Origin of the sequence: Pseudomonas sp. YuFO8, assembly GCF_035065025.1 — a bacterium.
GTDB lineage: Bacteria > Pseudomonadota > Gammaproteobacteria > Pseudomonadales > Pseudomonadaceae > Aquipseudomonas > Aquipseudomonas putida_AE.
In genome coordinates, this window is the sequence record NZ_JAXDEQ010000004.1 from 75,928 (window position 1) to 96,068 (window position 20,141).

Consider the following 20,141-nt stretch of genomic DNA (forward strand, 5'->3'; position numbering starts at 1 on the left):
CGGGCTTGCTCGCGAAGGGGCCCTAATTGTTACCACATATCCACAACCTGCCTGCTAAGGTTGGCAAGCCCGCCCCGGCAACGGATAATGCCCAGTTTTTCCACCAGCGCACGATGCGCCGCCGCGCCAGCGGTCGAAAGAGAAGACCATGAAAGACACCATTCGCCAGCTGATCCAACAAGCCATCACCCAACTCGTCAACGAAGGTGTGTTGCCTGAAGGCCTGTCGCCGGCGATCCAGGTGGAGAACTCCCGCGACAAGAAGAACGGCGACTTCGCCAGCAACATCGCCATGATGCTGGCCAAACCGGCCGGCATGAAGCCGCGCGACCTGGCGGAAAAAATCATTGCCGCGCTGCCAGCTGACGAAAACGTCTCCAAGGCCGAAATCGCAGGTCCAGGCTTCCTGAACTTCTTCCAGAACACCGACGCCCTGGCTTCGCGCCTGGACGCCGCCCTGGCCGACGCCAACATCGGCGTGCGCAAGGCCGGCCCGGTCCAGCGCACCGTGGTCGACCTGTCGGCCCCTAACCTGGCCAAAGAAATGCACGTCGGCCACTTGCGCTCGACCATCATTGGCGACGGCGTGGCCCGCGTGCTCGAATTCCTCGGCGACGAAGTGATCCGCCAGAACCACGTCGGCGACTGGGGCACCCAGTTCGGCATGCTGATGGCGTACCTGCAGGAAAACCCGATCACCAGCGACGAGCTGTCGGACCTGGAAAACTTCTACCGCGCCGCCAAGCAACGCTTCGATGAATCCGAAGAATTCGCCGACCGCGCCCGTGGCCTGGTGGTCAAGTTGCAGGCCGGCGATGCCGATTGCCTGGCACTGTGGACCAAGTTCAAGGACATCTCGCTGTCCCACTGCCAGAAGATCTACGAACTGCTGAACGTCAAGCTGACCATGGCCGACGTGATGGGCGAAAGCGCCTACAACGACGACCTGATCAACGTGGTCAACGACCTCAAGGCCGCCGGCATGCTGGTCGAGAGCAACGGCGCCCTGTGCGTGTTCCTCGACGAGTTCAAGAACGCCGATGGCGACCCGCTGCCGGTGATCATCGTCAAGGCCGACGGCGGCTACCTCTATGCCACCACCGACCTGGCTGCCGTGCGCTACCGCAGCGGCAAGCTCAAGGCCGACCGCGCGCTGTACTTCGTCGACCAGCGTCAGGCCCTGCACTTCCAGCAGGTGTTCGCCGTGGCCCGCAAGGCCGGTTTCGTGACCCATCCGATGGAAATGGAACACATGGGCTTCGGCACCATGAACGGCGCTGACGGCCGTCCGTTCAAGACCCGTGATGGCGGCACCGTGAAGCTGATCGACCTGCTGACCGAAGCCCAGGAACGCGCCTACACCCTGGTGAAAGACAAGAACCCTGAACTGGCTGAAGCAGAGCTGCGCAACATCGCCAGGGTTGTGGGCATCGGCGCGGTGAAATACGCCGACCTGTCCAAGCACCGCACCAGCGACTACAGCTTCAACTTCGACCTGATGCTGAACTTCGAAGGCAACACCGCGCCCTACCTGCTGTACGCCTACACCCGCGTGGCTGGCGTGTTCCGCAAACTCGGCAAGGACTTCAGCGAAGTCGAAGGCCAGATCGTGCTCGAAGCAGCGCACGAACACGAGCTGGCGGCAAAACTCGCGCAGTTTGGCGAAGTATTGAACAATGTGGCCGAGAAAGGCACGCCGCACATCCTCTGCACTTACCTGTACGACGTCGCCGGCCTGTTCTCCAGCTTCTACGAGAACTGCCCGATCCTCGCCGCCGACACCCCGGCGCAAATGCAGAGCCGTCTGCGCCTCGCCGCGCTGACCGGTCGCACTCTCAAGCAAGGCCTGGAACTCTTGGGCCTGGAAACTCTGGAGCGTATGTAAGTTGGCTGCCAAGAAAAAACCTGCACCCAAGCGTGGCGCCAGCCGTTACCAAGCTCCAGCGAAGCAACCGATCCCGGGTTGGCTGTGGATGGCCATCGGCCTCACGGTCGGTGCATTCATCGTGTTCCTGATGAAACTGGAGCCGGGCAAGGGCAGCGACACGGTCAAGCGCGAGAAGGTGGAACAGCAACAGAAAGCCACCAAGATCGCCGAGGCCAACAAGACCCCGCCGAGCCCGACGCAACCGGTGAAGCCGAAATACGACTTCTACACTTTGCTGCCGGAATCGGAAGTCATCGTGCCGCCGGACGCCGTACCGGAAAAAACCCTGCCGACGCCGCAAGTGCCTGCGATTCCGACGACACCGGTTACACCGGCGGAAGCGGCGAAGATCGATACGGCGCGCGCCCAGGCTGCTTTGTCCGGAATTACTCCGCCACCTGCGCCACCGGTCAAGGCTGCGCCGGTGACGAAGTTTTTCCTGCAGGCGGGCTCCTTCCGCAAAGAGACTGATGCGGACAAGGTTCGCGCGCAGATCATTCTGCTGGGGCAGGCTGTGGCGGTTGAATCCGGCACGGTGAAGGACGAGACCTGGTATCGGGTGCTGGTTGGACCGTTCAGCAATCGAGAGCAACTGACCACTGCGCAGAAACAATTGGCGGGCGCAGGCTTCAGCAATTTGTTGTTACAACAACGCCAGAGTCGCTGATTCCGTCAGCAGCACCGCATCATCGTTCATCGCCAGCAGGCTGGCTCCCACAGGGTTGGCGCAGCCCTCTGTGGGAGCCAGCCTGCTGGCGATGGCATCATGTACAACATCACATGTCCCCTTTTGACAAACACCGCCCGTCCCCTCTACCGCCCCACAGTTGAAATCCACTCCACCACCCCCATATGAATGGGCATAAGGCATTTTCGCCCCGCAGCGTGGAGACTCTTCCCTTGACCACCATCGTTTCAGTTCGCCGCCACGGCAAAGTCGTCATGGGCGGCGACGGCCAGGTTTCCCTTGGCAATACCGTGATGAAAGGCAACGCGAAAAAAGTTCGTCGCCTGTACCACGGCCAGGTCATTGCCGGTTTTGCCGGCGCCACCGCTGACGCCTTTACCCTCTTCGAACGCTTCGAGGGCCAGCTTGAAAAGCACCAGGGTCACCTGGTACGCGCCGCTGTCGAGCTCGCCAAGGAATGGCGCACCGACCGCACCCTGAGCCGGCTGGAAGCCATGCTCGCGGTCGCCAACAAAGACGCCTCCCTGATCATCACCGGCAACGGCGACGTGGTCGAGCCTGAAAACGGCCTGATCGCTATGGGTTCCGGTGGCGCCTACGCCCAGGCGGCCGCCAGCGCACTGCTGAAAAAAACCGACCTGTCGGCCCGGGAAATCGTCGAAACCGCCCTCGGCATTGCCGGCGACATCTGTGTATTCACCAACCACACCCAGACCATTGAGGAGCAGGACTGCGCCGAGCAAGCCTGATTCGGCCCCGTGCCACGGCTCATTCTTGCTTGAGGTCCTTTGAATATTATGTCCATGACTCCCCGTGAAATCGTCCACGAACTCAATCGCCACATCATCGGCCAGGACGATGCCAAGCGCGCCGTCGCCATTGCCCTGCGCAACCGCTGGCGCCGCATGCAGCTGCCAGAAGAGCTGCGCGTTGAAGTAACGCCAAAGAACATCCTGATGATCGGCCCGACCGGTGTCGGTAAAACCGAGATCGCTCGTCGCCTGGCCAAACTGGCCAACGCGCCGTTCATCAAGGTCGAAGCGACCAAGTTCACCGAAGTCGGCTATGTCGGTCGCGACGTCGAATCGATCATTCGTGACCTGGCCGATGCCGCGATCAAGCTGCTGCGCGAACAGGAAATCGTCAAGGTTCGCCACCGCGCCGAAGACGCCGCCGAAGAGCGCATCCTTGATGCCCTGCTGCCACCGGCACGCATGGGCTTCAGCAACGACGATACCCCGTCTGCCGATTCCAACACCCGCCAGCTGTTCCGCAAGCGCCTGCGTGAAGGCCAGCTGGATGACAAGGAGATCGAGATCGAAGTCGCCGAAATGGCCGGCGTCGATATTTCCGCGCCACCGGGCATGGAAGAAATGACCAACCAGCTGCAAAGCCTGTTTGCCAACATGGGCAAGGGCAAGAAAAAAGCCCGCAAGCTCAAGGTCAAGGAAGCGCTCAAGCTGGTGCGCGACGAAGAAGCCGGCCGCCTGGTCAACGATGAAGAGTTGAAGGCCAAGGCCCTGGAAGCGGTCGAGCAGCACGGCATCGTGTTCATCGACGAAATCGACAAGGTCGCCAAGCGTGGTAATTCCGGCGGCGTCGATGTGTCCCGTGAAGGCGTGCAGCGCGACCTGCTGCCGCTGATCGAAGGCTGCACCGTCAACACCAAGCTGGGCATGGTCAAGACCGACCACATCCTGTTCATCGCCTCCGGTGCCTTCCACCTGAGCAAGCCGAGCGACCTGGTGCCCGAGCTGCAAGGCCGACTGCCGATCCGCGTCGAACTCAAGGCCCTGAGCCCTGAAGATTTCGAGCGCATCCTCAGCGAGCCTCACGCCTCGCTCACCGAACAATATTGCGCGCTGCTGAAAACCGAAGGCCTGGGTATCGAGTTCCTGCCGAGCGGCATCAAGCGCATCGCCGAGATCGCCTGGCAGGTCAACGAGAAAACCGAAAACATCGGTGCCCGTCGCCTGCACACCTTGCTTGAACGCCTGCTGGAAGAAGTGTCTTTCAGTGCCGGCGACCTGGCCAGCGTGCATGACGACAAGGTGATCCAGATCGACGCCGACTACGTCAACAGCCACCTGGGCGAATTGGCGCAGAACGAAGACCTGTCCCGTTATATCCTGTAAGCCATACTTGTAGGAGCGAGCTTGCTCGCGATGAACTTGAGAGCGACGCGTTTCTTCAGAGAAAACGCGTTATCGTTAACGTCCATCGCGAGCAAGCTTGCTCCTACCGGGTTCCATCCAAAACGGAACGGCGCTCATGACCCAACTCCCCACCGACATCAAGCTGCACAAAGCCTCGAAAACCCTCACGCTCAAATACGCGTCCGGCGAGGAATACACCCTGCCCGCCGAATTCCTGCGCGTGCACTCCCCTTCCGCCGAGGTCCAGGGCCACGGCAAACCCATCCTGCAATTTGGCAAGATCAACGTAGGACTGAGCAAGATAGAACCGGCCGGTCAGTACGCACTGAAACTGACCTTCGACGATGGCCACGACAGCGGCCTGTTCACCTGGGAATACCTCTACGAACTGGGGCGACGTCATGACGCACTCTGGGAGGATTATCTTGGCGAGCTCAAAGCCGCAGGAAAAACCCGCGACCCGAACGAATCCGTCGTCAAGCTGATGCTCTAGCCCGAGCCTCTTGCTCTTTAGAGGGCATTTTCTAATTTCATCTGTTTGAATGCTCGGCTTCAGGGCCGACGCTTGGCCCGCTTGCGAAAAAAATTAAACTCGGGTAACCAATGGATTGGCAAGTTCCCTGCAGTGCTCTCTGAACTAAAAAGCAGTGATGCAGAATTAACGTCACCCGAGCAGTAGTACCTGGCCGTTGCTGTGTGACTACACAGCAGGACCAAGGTACTCGTCTCAGGGCAATGGAGCGTCGTAGATGAGTGACAAGAGTAACGATGAGTTGAAGTATCAAGCCTCGGAGAACACCTTGGGGCTCAATCCTGTCGTTGGGCTGCGTGGAAAGGATCTACTGGCTTCTGCTCGAATGGTGCTCAGGCAGGCCATCAGGCAACCGGTGCACAGCGTCAAGCATGTCGCGCATTTTGGTCTTGAACTCAAGAACGTGCTGTTTGGCAAATCCGGGCTGCAACCGACCAGCGATGACCGTCGCTTCGCCGATCCGGCCTGGAGTCAGAACCCGCTCTACAAACGTTATTTGCAAACCTACCTGGCGTGGCGCAAGGAGCTCCACGCCTGGATCGACGAGAGCACCCTCAGCCCCAGCGATGTGGCGCGCGGGCACTTCGTGATCAACCTCATGACCGAAGCCATGGCGCCGACCAACACCGCGGCCAACCCGGCGGCAGTCAAACGCTTTTTCGAAACCGGCGGCAAGAGCCTGCTCGATGGTCTCTCGCACCTGGCCAAGGATCTGGTGCACAACGGCGGCATGCCGAGCCAGGTCAACATGGGTGCGTTCGAAGTCGGCAAGAGCCTGGGCGTGACCGAAGGCGCGGTAGTATTCCGCAACGATGTACTGGAACTGATCCAGTACAAGCCGATCACCGAGCAGGTACACGAGCGACCATTGCTGGTGGTGCCGCCGCAGATCAACAAGTTCTACGTGTTCGACCTGAGCCCGGACAAGAGCCTGGCGCGGTTCTGCCTGCGCAACAACATGCAGACCTTCATCGTCAGCTGGCGCAACCCGACCAAGGAACAGCGCGAGTGGGGCCTGTCGACCTACATCGAAGCCCTCAAGGAAGCGGTTGACGTCGTCACTGCGATCACCGGCAGCAAAGACGTGAACATGCTCGGGGCCTGCTCCGGCGGCATCACCTGCACCGCGCTGCTGGGCCACTATGCGGCGATCGGCGAGAACAAGGTCAATGCCCTGACCTTGCTGGTGAGCGTGCTGGACACCACCCTGGACAGCGACGTTGCCCTGTTCGTCAATGAGCAGACCCTCGAAGCCGCCAAGCGCCACTCGTACCAGGCCGGCGTACTGGAAGGCCGCGACATGGCGAAAGTCTTCGCCTGGATGCGTCCCAACGACCTGATCTGGAACTACTGGGTCAACAATTACCTGCTGGGCAACGAACCGCCGGTGTTCGACATCCTGTTCTGGAACAACGACACCACCCGGTTGCCCGCCGCGTTCCACGGCGACCTGATCGAGCTGTTCAAAAACAACCCGTTGATTCGCCCGAATGCACTGGAAGTGTGCGGTACCGCCATCGATCTCAAGCAAGTGACGGCCGACATCTTTTCCCTGGCCGGCACCAACGACCACATCACCCCGTGGCGGTCCTGCTACAAGTCGTCGCAACTGTTCGGCGGCAATGTTGAATTCGTGCTGTCGAGCAGCGGACATATCCAGAGCATCCTGAATCCGCCGGGTAATCCGAAATCCCGCTACATGACCAGCACCGAACCGGCGAGCAGTGCCGATGAATGGCAACAGAATGCCACCAAGCACACCGATTCCTGGTGGCTGCACTGGCAGGCCTGGCAGGCCCAGCGCTCGGGCGAGCTGAAAAAGTCCCCGGTAAAGCTGGGCAGCAAGGCTTACCCGGCAGGCGAGGCGGCGCCAGGCACTTACGTACACGAGCGTTAAACCCACAAACCTGTAGGAGCCGGCTTGCTGGCGATTGCATCACCACGGTGAGACTGGCAAACCGCGGTGATCGCATCGCCAGCAAGCCGGCTCCTACAGGATGTGTGTCAGGAACCAAGATCCACCCACAGGGCCAGAAGCATGCCGCAACCGTTCATATTCCGCACCGTCGACCTGGATGGCCAGACCCTCCGCACGGCGGTGCGCCCCGGCAAGCCTCACTTGACGCCCTTGCTGATTTTCAACGGCATCGGCGCCAACCTGGAGCTGGTGTTTCCATTCGTCGCAGCGCTGGACCCGGACCTGGAAGTCATCGCCTTCGACGTACCCGGTGTCGGCGGTTCGTCGACGCCGAATCTTCCCTATCGCTTTCCAAGCCTGGCGAAACTCACGGCACGCATGCTCGACTACCTCGATTACGGGCAAGTCAATGTGATCGGCGTGTCCTGGGGTGGTGCGCTTGCGCAACAGTTCGCCTTTGACTATCCGGAGCGTTGCAAGAAGCTTGTCCTGGCAGCGACGGCAGCGGGCGCGGTGATGGTGCCGGGCAAGCCGAAAGTCTTGTGGATGATGGCCAGCCCACGGCGCTACATCCAGCCCTCCCATGTGATCCGCATTGCGCCGATGATCTACGGCGGCGCGTTCCGTCGCGACCCGACGCTGGCCGCGAGCCATGCAGCGAAGGTCCGTTCGGCAGGCAAGCTCGGTTACTACTGGCAACTATTCGCCGGCTTCGGCTGGACCAGCATCCACTGGCTGCACAAGATCAATCAGCCGACCCTGGTCCTGGCCGGCGACGACGATCCACTGATCCCGCTGATCAACATGCGCTTGCTCGCCTGGCGGATTCCCAATGCCCAGTTGCACATTATCGATGACGGCCATCTGTTCCTGATTACCCGGGCCGAAGCGGTGGCACCGATCATCATGAAGTTCCTCGAGGAGGAGCGCCTGCGTGCAGTGATGCACCCGCATCCGGCGCCACTGAGCTGATCGGCCCATTTTTTGTATAGGAAAGAGGGGGCGGCGGCACATCGCACCGCGCAACAACCCGTTACAGCGTCTATGGTGTTCTGGTTCGGTGTTTTGTATTTGGCCTGGAAGACGAAGGAGTGTTGAGTCATGCGCGATAAAACTGCGAGGGAGTCACTACCCACTCCCGCCGCGTTCATCAACGCACAAAGTGCGATTACCGGCCTGCGCGGCCGGGATCTGGTTTCGACTTTGCGCAGTGTGGCCGCCCATGGCCTGCGCAACCCCGTGCACACTGCTCGACACGCCTTGAAACTGGGCGGTCAACTGGGCCGCGTGCTGCTGGGCGACACCCTGCACCCGACCAACCCGCAAGACCGTCGTTTCGACGATCCGGCGTGGAGCCTCAACCCCTTTTACCGTCGCAGCCTGCAGGCCTACCTGAGCTGGCAGAAGCAGGTCAAAAGCTGGATCGACGACAGCAACATGAACCCGGACGATCGCGCCCGCGCGCACTTCGCGTTCGCCCTGCTCAACGATGCCGTGTCGCCGTCCAACAGCCTGCTCAATCCCCTGGCGATCAAGGAAATCTTCAACTCCGGCGGCAACAGCCTGGTGCGCGGGATCGGCCATCTGGTCGATGACCTCCTGCACAACGACGGGTTGCCCCGGCAGGTCACCAAGCACGCATTCGAGGTCGGCAAGACCGTCGCCTCCACCACCGGCGCCGTGGTGTTTCGCAACGAACTGCTGGAGCTGATCCAATACAAGCCGATGAGCGAAAAGCAGTATTCGAAACCGCTGCTGGTGGTGCCGCCACAGATCAACAAGTACTACATTTTCGACCTCAGCCCGCACAACAGCTTCGTCCAGTACGCGCTCAAGAACGGCCTGCAGACCTTCGTGATCAGCTGGCGCAATCCGGATGTGCGGCATCGCGAATGGGGCCTGTCGACTTACGTTGAAGCAGTGGAAGAAGCCATGAACGTGTGCCGGGCGATCACCGGCGCGCGCGAAGTCAACCTGATGGGCGCCTGCGCCGGCGGGCTGACCATTGCCGCTTTGCAGGGTCACTTGCAAGCCAAGCGCCAGCTGCGCCGCGTTTCCAGCGCGACCTACCTGGTGAGTCTGCTCGACAGTCAATTGGACAGCCCGGCCACGCTCTTCGCCGACGAACAGACCCTGGAAGCCGCCAAGCGCCGCTCCTACCAGAAAGGCGTCCTGGACGGCCGCGACATGGCCAAGGTGTTCGCCTGGATGCGTCCCAACGATTTGATCTGGAGCTACTTCGTCAACAACTACCTGATGGGCAAGGAGCCGCCGGCGTTCGACATTCTCTACTGGAACAACGACAACACACGCCTGCCGGCCGCCCTGCATGGTGACTTGCTGGACTTCTTCAAGCACAACCCGCTGAGCCATCCCGGTGGCCTGGAAGTGTGCGGCACCCCGATCGATTTGCAGAAGGTCAATGTCGACAGTTTCAGCGTGGCCGGCATCAACGACCACATCACACCGTGGGACGCCGTGTATCGCTCGACCCTGCTGCTCGGTGGAGAGCGCCGCTTCGTCCTGTCCAACAGCGGTCATATACAGAGCATTCTCAACCCGCCGAACAATCCGAAAGCCAACTACGTCGAAGGCACAAAACTGAGCAGCGACCCCAGGGCCTGGTACTACGACGCCAAGCCCGTCGCCGGTAGCTGGTGGACGCAATGGCTGAGCTGGATTCAGGAGCGCTCGGGCGCGCAGAAAGAAACCCACATGGCCCTCGGCAACCAGAATTATCCACCGATGGAAGCGGCGCCCGGAACCTACGTGCGCGTGCGCTGATGTTCAACGACCACGGCCCCTGCCGGCCGTGGCATGACCCGATCATAAGAAGACTGGATGAAAACCCGCGACCGGATCCTCGAATGTGCCCTGCAATTGTTCAATGAGAAGGGCGAACCGAATGTTTCCACCATGGAAGTCGCCAACGAAATGGGCATCAGCCCGGGCAACCTGTACTACCACTTCCACGGCAAGGAACCACTGATTCTCGGCCTGTTCGAACGTTTCCAGGCCGAACTGTCGCCGTTGCTCGACCCACCGGCCGACGTCGAACTGGCCCCCGAGGATTACTGGCTGTTCCTGCACCTGATCGTCGAACGCCTGTCCCACTATCGCTTTCTGTTCCAGGACCTGTCGAACCTGGCCGGGCGCTTGCCGAAACTGGCCAAGGGCATTCGCAACCTGCTCAATGCACTCAAGCGCACCCTGGCGTCATTGCTGGCCCGATTGAAGGCCTTGGGGCAGTTGGTCAGCGACACCCAGGCGCTGGGGCAACTGGTGGAGCAAATCACCCTGACGCTGCTGTTCTCACTGGACTACCAGCGGATTCTCGGCCGTGAAGGCGAAGTGCGATTGGTGGTTTATCAGATCATGATGCTGGTGGCGCCACACCTGTTGCCGCCGATCAAGGCGGCGACCGAGCGAATGGCGATGCAGTACCTGGAAGATCACGACTAACAAATGTGGGAGCGGGCTTGCTCGCGAAGGCAGTGTGTCAGTCGGCATCTACGTTGAATGACACACCGCCTTCGCGAGCAAGCCCGCTCCCACAGAGGCCTGTGGCGCTCAGGGAATCTTGCACAAACAAAAACGCCCGACCTTGGCAGGCCGGGCGTTTTTTTGAGCCCTGGAATCAGGACTGACTGGTTGGCGTCGATGGAGCTGGCGCGGCAGTCGGGGTCACAGCAGGGGTCGGCGCGGTAGCGGAGTTCGAGGTGCTTGCCGGCGTTACCGGGGTTGCCGGTTTGGCGGCAGCCACTGCTGGTTTGGGTGCGGCAGCTTTGGGAGCGGCCGGTTTTTTCGCTGCTGGTTTCTTCGCAGCAGCAGGTTTTGCCGCTGGCTTGGCTGCCGGTTTGGCGGCAGCGGTTTTCGCTGCAGGCTTGGCGGCGGTTTTAGCGGCTGCCGGTTTGGCCGCTGGTTTGGCGGCGGCTGGCTTGGCAGCGGCAGTTTTTGCAGCAGGTTTGGCGGCAGCGGTTTTAGCCGCAGGCTTGGCCAATGGCTTGGCTGCGGTTTTGGCGGCCGGCTTGGCTGCCGCGGTTTTCGCCGCAACAGGCGCAACCTTGGCACCGGTGAGTTTTTCGATTTGCTTGGTCAGGGTATCGACCTTGCTGTGCAGCGCCTTGACTTCATTGCGGCTTGGTACGCCCAGACGCGAAATGGCGCTGTTCAGGCGCTTGTCGAAAGCCCCTTCCAGCTCATCCCATTTGCCCATTGCGCGATCTTTCACGCCGCTGATGCGCGACTTGGCCGAAGAAGCGGAGTCCTTGGCGGCGTCGACAGTTTTGCCAACAGCGTTCTTGGTCAGCTTCTCGGCTTTCTCGCCGTCTTTAACCAGTGAGTCGAAGAGTTTGCTGCCGTCAGTGTCGATCTTCGAGTACACGCCTAAACCAGCCAGCCAGATTTTGCGGGAGTAGTCTTCGACTTTCCCGATCCACGAGCTGCCTTCTTTTTCGGTGTTCTTTTTACCAGCCATCCCGTTCTCCTTAAGATTTACGCGCGACGCGTTCGAGCAGTGCCGTCAGCTCATCGAGCTTGGCAGAGAGTGTCTCAACGTCATGTTTAGACGGAATGCCGATACGATTCAAGGTACTTGCGACACGCGAGTCAAACACTCTCTCGACTTTGTCGAGCTGAACTTCGACCTTGCCTTTGAAAGTGCTGACTTCAGTCTTGGCTTCATCGATCTCGGCATTGGCCGCTTCAAGCTTCTCGGCAACTACTTTTTTGCCTTTGGTTTCAACTGCTTGCCCAGCCTTGATCAACTCTTGAAAGTACTCGCTACCTTCTTGGCCGACCTTGGTGTAGGCACCCAGGCCTGCCAGCCAGATCCGGCGTGCATAGGATTTGACGTCACGCACAGCGGTCGCCGATGCGTCGATTTTTTTCTTCAAAATTACTTTGGCCATGGTGCACCTCACGCGCAGAAGGTTTGAGGAACTGCCCGCGAAAGTGTCGGGCTCAGGCACAAAGTAGGGAGAAAAATTAGAAACGGCACCCTAACAACTGACATGAAAGCTCAGGCGCACCTCAAAACAAATGTGGGAGCCAGCCTGCTGGCGATAGCGATTTATCCATCAACATCAATGTTGACTGATGCGCCGCTATCGCCAGCAGGCTGGCTCCCACAGGGGATGTGGTTCGACTTGGGAATCAGACGAGGGCTTTATCCAGCGCCTTCTCGATTTCCGCTTTGATCATGCCGCTCATGGCCGACATCATCAGGCCCAGTTCCACATCGACCTTGATCGAATCATCGGTGACATGCACCGCACCTTTCACACCCGAACGCTTGAGATTCAGGGTGTCACCCGACCACTGCGGCTCCAGGCCATACTGATCGTGAAGTTTCTGCGCCAGCTTGTCGGCCTTCTCGCGCGCCGCTTCCTTACCCAGGCCGTGGGCCCGTTCAACACTAATATGGGCCATCGAATGACTCCTGCTTTATGAATGCTTTCCCGAGACATCTTGACCCCTGCTGCGTCAAAACGTCCCGATGGTTGCCCATCTTACCTTCAGCCTTGCCAAGACAAAGCATGCCTTGGGGATTAGAATGTCGCGCATTCTCTTTTGGTGACAGCGATATGACTGATCAGCGCAAAGGCAACGACGCCGAACCCACCACTCACTTCGGCTTCAAAAACGTTCCGGAAAGCCAGAAAGCGGAAAAAGTCGCTGAGGTTTTCCACTCGGTAGCCGCCAAGTACGACCTGATGAACGACCTCCTGTCGGGCGGCATGCACCGTCTGTGGAAGCGTTTCGCGATCGAACTGTCGGGCGTGCGCACCGGCAACCGGGTGCTGGACATCGCCGGTGGCACGGGCGACCTGACCCGCAAATTCTCGCACCTCGTGGGCCCGACCGGCCAGGTAGTGCTGGCCGACATCAACGAATCCATGCTCAAGGTCGGTCGTGATCGCCTGCTGGACCTGGGTGTGGCCGGCAACGTCGAATTCGTCCAGGCCGATGCGGAAAAACTGCCGTTCCCGGACAACCATTTCGACTGCGTGACCATCGCCTTCGGCCTGCGCAACGTGACGCACAAGGAAGATGCCCTGCGCTCCATGCTGCGCGTGCTCAAGCCAGGCGGTCGCCTGCTGGTGCTGGAATTCTCCAAGCCGACCAATGCGCTGATGTCCAAGGCCTACGACGCCTACTCGTTCGCCTTCATGCCGCTGATGGGCAAGCTGATCACCAACGACTCGGAAAGCTACCGCTACCTGGCCGAATCGATCCGCATGCACCCGAACCAGGAAACCCTGAAGTCGATGATGGTCGAGGCCGGTTTCGACCGCGTGACCTATCACAACATGACCGCAGGCATCGTCGCCCTGCACCGCGGCATCAAGCCCTGATGCTGCTCGCCGGCCTGCTCGCCAGCGTAGAACTCGGCCTGAACCGGGTGCTGCGTCTCGACAGCACGGCGCTGCCGCGGCTGGCGCATTTGAGCGGCAGGGTGATTGCCGTCGATTGCCGCAGCCCGGCGTTGCAGGTGTTCATCCTGCCCAGCGACGAAGGCCTGATGCTCGCCTCTCAGTGGGAAACCGGCGCCGACTGCACCCTGCGCGCACCGGCTTCGAGCCTGCTGAAACTGGCCATGAGCAAGGACAAGACCGCGATCCTGCACAGCCCTGAAGTCGAACTCGACGGCGACAGCGGCGTGCTGCTGGAACTGGCGGCGATCCTTCAGGACCTGGAGCTGGACTGGGAGTACGAACTCTCGCGCTGGCTGGGGCCGGTCGCCACGCAACTGCTCGGCGGTCACCTGCGCAGTCGTGCCCGCTGGTATCAGCAAGGGTTCGCCAGCCTGGGCCAGAACCTGGGCGAATACCTGGCCGAAGAGTCGCGCACCCTTGTCGGTCAGCGCGAAGCCGAAGCCCGTTTCAGTGAACTGGACCAGATCAAACTCGATCTGGAACGTCTCGAGGCGCGTTTCGAGCGCCTTTCCCGATCCCTCGACCCAAGCGATAACGCATGAAGCTGCTTGCCGTCCGCCGTTTGTTGCGCATCCAGCGCGTCGTGATCCGCTACCGCCTCGATGACCTGCTGTTCGCCCTGCCGCTGCCCTGGTTTCTGCGGGCCCTGCGTTATGCCCTGCCGTGGCGCTGGTTCCCGCGCAAGACGCTGGAGCTGAGCCGTGGCGCGCGCTTGCGCCTGGCGTTGCAGGACCTGGGACCGATCTTCATCAAGTTCGGGCAGATCCTGTCCACCCGCCGCGACCTGCTGCCGGAAGACATCGCCGACGAGCTGATGATGTTGCAGGACCGCGTGCCGCCGTTCGACTCGCAGCTGTCGGTCAAGCTGATCGAAGAACAGCTGGGCAAGAAAATCAGTGAAGTATTCAGCCGCTTCGACGTCGAACCGCTGGCCTCGGCGTCGGTGGCCCAGGTGCACGCCGCGCAGCTGAAAACCGGCGAAGAAGTGGTGGTCAAGGTGATCCGCCCGGGCCTCAAGCCGGTGATTGCCCAGGACCTGGCGTGGCTGTTCATCCTCGCCCGCGCCGCCGAAAAACTCTCGGCCGATGCGCGCCTGCTGCACCCGGTAGATGTGGTCCAGGACTACGAAAAAACCATCTACGATGAGCTCGACCTGCTGCGCGAAGCAGCCAACGCCAGCCAGCTGAAGCGCAACTTCGACGGTTCGCCACTGCTGTACGTGCCGCAAGTCTATTGGGACTGGTGCCGGCCGAAAGTGCTGGTGATGGAGCGCATCTACGGCATCCAGGTCACTGACCTCGCAACCCTGGCCGACCAGCGCACCGACATGAAAATGCTCGCCGAACGCGGCGTGGAGATCTTCTTCACCCAGGTGTTCCGCGACAGCTTTTTCCATGCCGACATGCACCCCGGCAACATCTTCGTCAGCACCGTCAATCCGTGGAGCCCGCAGTACATTGCGATCGACTGCGGCATCGTCGGCAGCCTGACCCCGGAAGACCAGGATTATCTGGCGCGCAACCTGTTCGCCTTCTTCAAGCGTGATTACCGGCGTGTGGCACAGCTGCACATCGATTCAGGCTGGGTGCCGGCGGAAACCAAACTCAACGAATTCGAAGCGGCGATCCGGACAGTTTGCGAACCGATCTTCGAAAAACCGTTAAAAGATATTTCATTCGGCCAGGTGCTGATGCGCCTGTTCCAGACGGCGCGCCGCTTCAACATGGAAGTGCAGCCGCAGCTTGTCCTGCTGCAGAAAACCCTGCTGAACATCGAAGGCCTGGGCCGCCAGCTGTACCCGGACCTCGACCTGTGGAACACCGCGCAACCCTTCCTCGAACGTTGGATGCGCGAACGCGTCAGCCCCAAAGCCCTGCTCGGCAACGTGCAGAGCCAGTTCGAGCAACTGCCGCACCTGGCCAACATGGCCCGCGACCTGCTCGAACGCATGTCCCAGCCGCACGCCTACGACCCGCCGCCACCCTGGCACCGTCGCCGCGACGACTGGTTCCTGCGCCTGCTCGGCACAGCGCATTTGGCCGGTGGCGCGATCCTCACCGCGGGTGGGCCGCTGAACGATCTGGCCTACTGGCCGGCGGGCATCATGATGGCCGTCGGCTTGTATCTGGTCGTTCGTCGATAGCAGGATTGAGCTGCAAGTTATAAGCTGCAAGCCTCAAGCGATGTTCATAGCACTCACGTTTGATTCACCCTGTAGATACGTGTGTTACACATTACGAAAGACCGAAGCGCACTGGCTTTTACTAGCAGCTTGAAGCTTTAAGCTTAAAGCTGCTTCAGGAACTGAAGATGAACAACTGGCTGGACGAGATCAAATGGGATGCCGACGGCCTGGTGCCGGCGATTGCCCAGGACCACGAGACCGGGCGCGTCCTGATGATGGCCTGGATGAACCGCGAAGCACTGCAACTGACGGCGGCCGAGAACCGCGCCATCTACTGGTCGCGCTCGCGTGGCAAGCTGTGGCGCAAGGGCGAAGAGTCCGGCCACGTGCAGACCCTGCATGAGATGCGCCTGGACTGCGACGCCGACGTGATCATCCTGATGGTCGAGCAGATCGGCGACATCGCCTGTCATACCGGCCGCCAGAGCTGCTTCTACCGCGTCTATGAGAACGGCGACTGGACAACCGTCGACCCGGTACTGAAAGATCCGCACGCCATCTATAGCGCAGGACACAAACATGAGTGACACGTTGACCCGCCTGGCCCAGGTGCTGGAAGAGCGCAAAGGCGCCGCCGCCGACAGCTCGTACGTCGCCAGCCTGTACCACAAGGGCTTGAACAAGATTCTGGAAAAAGTCGGCGAAGAGTCGGTCGAGACCATCATTGCCGCCAAGGACGCCGCCATCAGCGGCGACTGCAGCGATGTCATCTACGAAACCGCCGATTTGTGGTTCCACAGCATGGTCATGCTCGCCCAGTTGGGGCAGCATCCCCAGGCTGTACTCGATGAACTGGACCGTCGCTTCGGTCTGTCCGGACACGCCGAGAAAGCCTCGCGCCCGTCCGCCTGAATAACGATTAGAGAGGAGCAGCAGCATGGGCATTTTTGACTGGAAACACTGGGTCGTCATCCTGGTCGTCGTGGTTCTGGTGTTCGGCACCAAGAAACTGAAAAACCTCGGCACCGACGTCGGCGAGTCGATCAAGGGCTTCAAGAAAGCCATGAACGACGACGAAAAACCCGCCGAGCCAACCGTGACCCCGGCCCAACCGGTGCCGCCGGTACAGCCTCAGGCTTCGGTGAACCAGCCGCACACCATCGACGTGCAGGCGCAGAAAGTCGAAGAGCCGATCCGCAAAGACGTGTGAGCACTGACTAATGTTTGGTATCAGCTTCTCTGAACTGCTGCTCGTCGGCCTCGTCGCCCTGCTCGTGCTGGGTCCCGAGCGCCTGCCGGGCGCTGCGCGCACCGCCGGCCTGTGGGTTGGGCGCCTCAAGCGCAGCTTCAATGCGATCAAACAGGAAGTTGAACGTGAAATCGGTGCCGACGAGATTCGTCGGCAACTGCACAACGAGCACATCCTGTCGCTTGAACAGGAGGCCCGAAAGATCTTCTCGCCGACCCAGCAGCAGCCGACGCCCGTCGAGCCTGTGGCGACGCAGACGGTTGATGCGCCTGCCGTTGAATCTGCGCCTGTGCAAGCTGCACCTGTCGCAGCGACGCCGGTCGCGCCCGTTGCACCCGCGGCTGCGCCCGTTGCGCCGGCCCCTCATGACCCAACACTGCCGCCGCGAGCCCCATGAGCGATCTTCCTGAAAACGACCAGCACATGCCGCTGGTTTCGCACCTCACCGAGTTGCGTACCCGCCTGCTGCGCTGCGTAGCGGCGATCTTCATCATCTTCGCCGGGTTGTTTGCATTCACCCAGCAGATCTACACCTTCGTCTCGACACCACTGCGCGCGTACCTGCCCGCCGGCGCGACGATGATTGCCACCGATGTGTCGTCGCCGTTCCTGACGCCACTGAAGCTGACCATGATGGTGTCGCTGTTCCTGGCGATCCCGGTGATCCTGCACCAGATCTGGGGCTTCATCGCACCGGGCCTGTACAAGCACGAGAAGCGCATCGCCGTGCCCTTGCTGTGCTCGAGCATCGTGCTGTTCTACGCCGGCATGGCGTTCGCCTATTTCCTGGTGTTCCCGTTGATCTTCAAATTCTTCGCCGCCGCCACCCCGGCCGGCGTGGAAATGATGACCGACATCACCAGCTACCTCGATTTCGTCATGACGCTGTTCTTCGCCTTCGGCGTGGCGTTCGAGATCCCGGTGGCCGTGGTGCTGCTGGTGTGGATCGGCGTGGTCGACGTCAAGTACCTGAAGAAAATCCGCCCGTATGTGATCATCGGCTGCTTCGTGGTCGGCATGATCCTGACCCCGCCGGACATTTTCTCGCAGACCCTGCTGGCCGTACCGATGTGGCTGCTGTTCGAGATCGGCATCCTGTTTGGCAGCCTGATCAGCAAGCGTGGCGAACACCCGGACGACCAGCCTGTCGACGATCACAACGACCAGCCGCCAGCGACCCAACCGTGAACCTGCTGCTCCTTGAAGAGGCCGACTTCATTGCGGCCGACCGGGTCGTGCTGCGTGATCGCCGGTTGACCCACATGCAGGAAGTCCACCGCTGTGAAGTCGGTGACAGCATGCGTGTCGGCCGTATCGGTGGCCTGATGGGCTCGGCCGAGGTCCTGCGCCTGGACGCCAGCGAGGCGGAACTGCGCGTCACCCTCGACCAGCCACCGCCCGCCAAGCTACCGCTGACCCTGGTCCTGGCCCTGCCACGGCCCAAGATGCTCCGCAGGGTGTTCCAGACCGTCGCGGCCATGGGTGTGCCACGAATCGTGCTGGTGAACAGCTATCGCGTCGAGAAGAGCTTCTGGCAGACACCATTCCTGGAGCCCGAGGCCATTCGCGAGCAATTGATCCTTGGTCTCGAACAGGCCAGGGACAGTGTCTTGCCGCAAGTGGTGATCGAGAAGCGCTTCAAACCGTTCGTCGAAGATCGCCTGCCTGCCATCACCGAGGGCACCCTCGGCCTGGTTGGCCATCCGGGCCAATACCCGCCCTGCCCCCGCGCCCTGACCGAGCCGGTGACCCTGGCCATCGGCCCGGAAGGTGGCTGGATCCCCTACGAGATCGACTTGCTGGGCAAATCCGGCCTGCAACCGGTGCAATTGGGCGAGCGCATCCTGCGCGTGGAAACTGCCGTCACGGCACTGCTGGCACGACTCTTCTAAATCCAGACGCTCCCACAGGCTCATCATCTATCCGCCCATCGGGCAGCGCCTACAGAACCCAGCGCCTCTGCCGATACACCTCCCATGAAACCAATGTGTGGTCCAAGGGAGTTGCAGCATGTACCAATGGCTGGCCGATAAACTGGGTAACGTGAGCGTAAACCGCAAGCTGGGCGTCGGCTTCGGTCTTGTGCTGCTGCTTACGATGCTGATCACCTTCACCGGCTGGACCGGCCTGAGCGACGTCACCCGTCGCGGTGATGGGCTGGGGTTCATCTCCGAGATCAACGGGATGACCAAGGACCTGCGCATCGCCCGCCTGGATTACGAAATGCGTCGCGGCGAACAAGGCCCCGGCGCCGTCAGTGATTTGCTGGGCAAGCTCGACACCAGCCTGCAAGCGGCTCGCAAGATGATCGAGCAACCCGCCGACGTGGCCATGATCGACCAGCAACTGGCCGCCGTCAGCCAATACAAGCAAGCCTTCGCCGCCATGACCCAGGCCGGCGCCAGCCGCGAAGACGCCCGCAGCAAACTGGGCTCCACCGCCGACAATGCCGTGGCCAAAGTGGCCGAAGTGGAAAAAGCCATGCTGCAAGGCGACAGCGTGGCGCAGTTCAACAGCGTGATCGACCTGAGCAAACTGATCCAGCAAGCGCGCTTCCAGGTGCGTGGCTACACCTACAGCGGCAAGGCCGAGGCCGAGCAGCCGGCGCTGGACGCCATCGACAACGCCCTGAAATACCTGCAAAGCCTGCCGTCGCAGCTGCCGGAACAACACATTGGCAACCTGCAGCAAGCGACCGACTCGCTCAAGGCCTACCGCGCCGCGGTCAGCCAGTACCGCGATTCCCAGACCGCCAGCGCCGACGCCTTCAAACGCATGGCCGCCCAGGGCGAGATCCTGCTCGAGGTCAGCAACAAGCTCACCGTCTCGCAAACCCTGGTACGCGATACCGACGTAGCGCACGCCAAGAACATGCTGTTGCTGGCCACCGTCCTGGCGCTGGTCTTTGGCTTGTTTGCGGCCTGGGCAATCACTCGGCAGATCGTGATTCCGCTGAACCAGACCCTCAAAGCGGCCGAGCGCATCGCTGCCGGCGACCTGACCCACAACCTGCTCTCCCAGCGCCAGGACGAACTTGGCCAGCTGCAACGGGCCATCCAGCGCATGACCCAAGGCTTGCGTGAACTGATCGGTGGCATCAGCGACGGCG

Annotated in this window: 21 protein-coding genes and 1 pseudogene; 19 read left to right on the plus strand and 3 right to left on the minus strand. The window is 60.9% G+C overall.

The window, feature by feature from the left end:
- Positions 1–148: 148 nt before the first annotated feature.
- From argS to SOP95_RS05325, 9 genes are all read left to right on the plus strand, one after another.
- Positions 149–1,885 carry an arginine--tRNA ligase gene (argS, locus tag SOP95_RS05285; protein ID WP_323606488.1) on the plus strand — a complete coding sequence of 579 codons (1,737 nt, stop codon included), beginning with the start codon at positions 149–151 and terminating at the stop codon, positions 1,883–1,885.
- Between the two features lies 1 nt (position 1,886).
- Complete coding sequence (locus tag SOP95_RS05290; RefSeq protein ID WP_046816952.1) at positions 1,887–2,594, plus strand: SPOR domain-containing protein; 708 nt, start codon at positions 1,887–1,889, stop codon at positions 2,592–2,594.
- Between the two features lie 233 nt (positions 2,595–2,827).
- Positions 2,828–3,364 (plus strand): ATP-dependent protease subunit HslV, encoded by a 537-nt coding sequence (gene hslV / locus SOP95_RS05295; protein ID WP_274076103.1) that lies wholly within the window; start codon positions 2,828–2,830, stop codon positions 3,362–3,364.
- A 48-nt stretch (positions 3,365–3,412) separates the two neighbouring features.
- On the plus strand, positions 3,413–4,750 hold the full coding sequence (gene hslU / locus SOP95_RS05300) for an HslU--HslV peptidase ATPase subunit (RefSeq protein WP_274076104.1): 1,338 nt from the start codon (positions 3,413–3,415) through the stop codon (positions 4,748–4,750).
- Positions 4,751–4,886: 136 nt separating this feature from the next.
- Complete coding sequence (locus SOP95_RS05305; protein ID WP_323606489.1) at positions 4,887–5,264, plus strand: DUF971 domain-containing protein; 378 nt, start codon at positions 4,887–4,889, stop codon at positions 5,262–5,264.
- Positions 5,265–5,520: 256 nt separating this feature from the next.
- On the plus strand, positions 5,521–7,200 hold the full coding sequence (phaC, locus tag SOP95_RS05310; protein ID WP_274076105.1) for a class II poly(R)-hydroxyalkanoic acid synthase: 1,680 nt from the start codon (positions 5,521–5,523) through the stop codon (positions 7,198–7,200).
- 141 nt (positions 7,201–7,341) lie between these two features.
- Positions 7,342–8,193 carry a poly(3-hydroxyalkanoate) depolymerase gene (gene phaZ, locus SOP95_RS05315; protein ID WP_274076106.1) on the plus strand — a complete coding sequence of 284 codons (852 nt, stop codon included), beginning with the start codon at positions 7,342–7,344 and terminating at the stop codon, positions 8,191–8,193.
- 129 nt (positions 8,194–8,322) lie between these two features.
- Entirely contained in the window at positions 8,323–10,005 is a 1,683-nt protein-coding gene (phaC, locus tag SOP95_RS05320) for a class II poly(R)-hydroxyalkanoic acid synthase (RefSeq protein WP_274076107.1), read from the plus strand.
- Positions 10,006–10,062: 57 nt separating this feature from the next.
- Positions 10,063–10,683: a TetR/AcrR family transcriptional regulator gene (locus tag SOP95_RS05325; RefSeq protein ID WP_323606490.1), complete on the plus strand. Its 621-nt coding sequence runs from the start codon at positions 10,063–10,065 to the stop codon at positions 10,681–10,683.
- Positions 10,684–10,858: 175 nt separating this feature from the next.
- On the opposite strand, the gene SOP95_RS05330 is transcribed toward SOP95_RS05325, so the two are convergent.
- The 3 genes from SOP95_RS05330 to SOP95_RS05340 all read right to left on the minus strand — a co-directional run bounded on the left by SOP95_RS05330 (position 10,859) and on the right by SOP95_RS05340 (position 12,651).
- Complete coding sequence (locus SOP95_RS05330; protein WP_274076109.1) at positions 10,859–11,698, minus strand: phasin family protein; 840 nt, start codon at positions 11,696–11,698, stop codon at positions 10,859–10,861.
- A gap of 10 nt (positions 11,699–11,708) precedes the next feature.
- A complete protein-coding gene (locus SOP95_RS05335) occupies positions 11,709–12,131 on the minus strand; it encodes a phasin family protein (RefSeq protein ID WP_274076110.1) in 423 nt (140 codons plus the stop codon).
- Between the two features lie 244 nt (positions 12,132–12,375).
- Positions 12,376–12,651, minus strand: a complete 276-nt coding sequence (locus SOP95_RS05340; protein WP_274076111.1) for a polyhydroxyalkanoic acid system family protein — start codon at positions 12,649–12,651, stop codon at positions 12,376–12,378.
- Between the two features lie 155 nt (positions 12,652–12,806).
- Between SOP95_RS05340 and ubiE the strand changes: the two genes are divergently transcribed.
- The 10 genes and pseudogenes from ubiE to SOP95_RS32110 form a co-directional block, all read left to right on the plus strand.
- Positions 12,807–13,577 carry a bifunctional demethylmenaquinone methyltransferase/2-methoxy-6-polyprenyl-1,4-benzoquinol methylase UbiE gene (gene ubiE, locus SOP95_RS05345; protein WP_033045331.1) on the plus strand — a complete coding sequence of 257 codons (771 nt, stop codon included), beginning with the start codon at positions 12,807–12,809 and terminating at the stop codon, positions 13,575–13,577.
- Positions 13,577–14,200, plus strand: coding sequence for a ubiquinone biosynthesis accessory factor UbiJ (locus SOP95_RS05350; RefSeq protein ID WP_323606491.1), 624 nt, complete (start codon positions 13,577–13,579; stop codon positions 14,198–14,200). The genes ubiE and SOP95_RS05350 overlap by 1 nt, the downstream gene beginning before the upstream one ends.
- On the plus strand, positions 14,197–15,801 hold the full coding sequence (gene ubiB, locus SOP95_RS05355) for a ubiquinone biosynthesis regulatory protein kinase UbiB (protein WP_323606492.1): 1,605 nt from the start codon (positions 14,197–14,199) through the stop codon (positions 15,799–15,801). Before SOP95_RS05350 ends, ubiB begins: the two co-directional genes overlap by 4 nt.
- 167 nt (positions 15,802–15,968) lie before the next feature.
- Positions 15,969–16,370 carry a phosphoribosyl-AMP cyclohydrolase gene (hisI, locus tag SOP95_RS05360; protein WP_323606493.1) on the plus strand — a complete coding sequence of 134 codons (402 nt, stop codon included), beginning with the start codon at positions 15,969–15,971 and terminating at the stop codon, positions 16,368–16,370.
- Positions 16,363–16,695, plus strand: a complete 333-nt coding sequence (locus SOP95_RS05365; RefSeq protein WP_007899279.1) for a phosphoribosyl-ATP diphosphatase — start codon at positions 16,363–16,365, stop codon at positions 16,693–16,695. Before hisI ends, SOP95_RS05365 begins: the two co-directional genes overlap by 8 nt.
- Before the next feature lie 25 nt (positions 16,696–16,720).
- Positions 16,721–16,993, plus strand: a complete 273-nt coding sequence (locus SOP95_RS05370) for a twin-arginine translocase TatA/TatE family subunit (RefSeq protein ID WP_046816938.1) — start codon at positions 16,721–16,723, stop codon at positions 16,991–16,993.
- A gap of 10 nt (positions 16,994–17,003) precedes the next feature.
- The gene (gene tatB / locus SOP95_RS05375; RefSeq protein WP_274076116.1) at positions 17,004–17,429 is read left to right on the plus strand and encodes a Sec-independent protein translocase protein TatB; all 426 of its coding nucleotides are present in this window, start codon (positions 17,004–17,006) and stop codon (positions 17,427–17,429) included.
- On the plus strand, positions 17,426–18,220 hold the full coding sequence (gene tatC, locus SOP95_RS05380; protein ID WP_274076117.1) for a twin-arginine translocase subunit TatC: 795 nt from the start codon (positions 17,426–17,428) through the stop codon (positions 18,218–18,220). Before tatB ends, tatC begins: the two co-directional genes overlap by 4 nt.
- Positions 18,217–18,924: a 16S rRNA (uracil(1498)-N(3))-methyltransferase gene (locus tag SOP95_RS05385; protein WP_274076118.1), complete on the plus strand. Its 708-nt coding sequence runs from the start codon at positions 18,217–18,219 to the stop codon at positions 18,922–18,924. The genes tatC and SOP95_RS05385 overlap by 4 nt, the downstream gene beginning before the upstream one ends.
- 205 nt (positions 18,925–19,129) lie before the next feature.
- A pseudogene (locus SOP95_RS32110) lies at positions 19,130–20,104 on the plus strand (methyl-accepting chemotaxis protein); the annotation flags it as partial.
- Between the last annotated feature and the right edge of the window lie 37 nt (positions 20,105–20,141).

Bases quoted from the DNA above. Each gene is read 5' to 3' on its own strand.
- ubiE (WP_033045331.1), top strand. From the start codon at position 12,807: ATGACTGATCAGCGCAAAGGCAACGACGCCGAACCCACCACTCACTTC.
- hslU (WP_274076104.1), top strand. From the start codon at position 3,413: ATGTCCATGACTCCCCGTGAAATCGTCCACGAACTCAATCGCCACATC.
- SOP95_RS05305 (WP_323606489.1), top strand. From the start codon at position 4,887: ATGACCCAACTCCCCACCGACATCAAGCTGCACAAAGCCTCGAAAACC.
- SOP95_RS05325 (WP_323606490.1), top strand. From the start codon at position 10,063: ATGAAAACCCGCGACCGGATCCTCGAATGTGCCCTGCAATTGTTCAAT.
- phaZ (WP_274076106.1), top strand. From the start codon at position 7,342: ATGCCGCAACCGTTCATATTCCGCACCGTCGACCTGGATGGCCAGACC.
- tatC (WP_274076117.1), top strand. From the start codon at position 17,426: ATGAGCGATCTTCCTGAAAACGACCAGCACATGCCGCTGGTTTCGCAC.
- SOP95_RS05370 (WP_046816938.1), top strand. From the start codon at position 16,721: ATGGGCATTTTTGACTGGAAACACTGGGTCGTCATCCTGGTCGTCGTG.
- phaC (WP_274076105.1), top strand. From the start codon at position 5,521: ATGAGTGACAAGAGTAACGATGAGTTGAAGTATCAAGCCTCGGAGAAC.
- ubiB (WP_323606492.1), top strand. From the start codon at position 14,197: ATGAAGCTGCTTGCCGTCCGCCGTTTGTTGCGCATCCAGCGCGTCGTG.
- SOP95_RS05330 (WP_274076109.1), bottom strand. From the start codon at position 11,698: ATGGCTGGTAAAAAGAACACCGAAAAAGAAGGCAGCTCGTGGATCGGG.
- tatB (WP_274076116.1), top strand. From the start codon at position 17,004: ATGTTTGGTATCAGCTTCTCTGAACTGCTGCTCGTCGGCCTCGTCGCC.
- SOP95_RS05365 (WP_007899279.1), top strand. From the start codon at position 16,363: ATGAGTGACACGTTGACCCGCCTGGCCCAGGTGCTGGAAGAGCGCAAA.
- argS (WP_323606488.1), top strand. From the start codon at position 149: ATGAAAGACACCATTCGCCAGCTGATCCAACAAGCCATCACCCAACTC.
- SOP95_RS05340 (WP_274076111.1), bottom strand. From the start codon at position 12,651: ATGGCCCATATTAGTGTTGAACGGGCCCACGGCCTGGGTAAGGAAGCG.
- SOP95_RS05350 (WP_323606491.1), top strand. From the start codon at position 13,577: ATGCTGCTCGCCGGCCTGCTCGCCAGCGTAGAACTCGGCCTGAACCGG.
- phaC (WP_274076107.1), top strand. From the start codon at position 8,323: ATGCGCGATAAAACTGCGAGGGAGTCACTACCCACTCCCGCCGCGTTC.
- hisI (WP_323606493.1), top strand. From the start codon at position 15,969: ATGAACAACTGGCTGGACGAGATCAAATGGGATGCCGACGGCCTGGTG.
- SOP95_RS05335 (WP_274076110.1), bottom strand. From the start codon at position 12,131: ATGGCCAAAGTAATTTTGAAGAAAAAAATCGACGCATCGGCGACCGCT.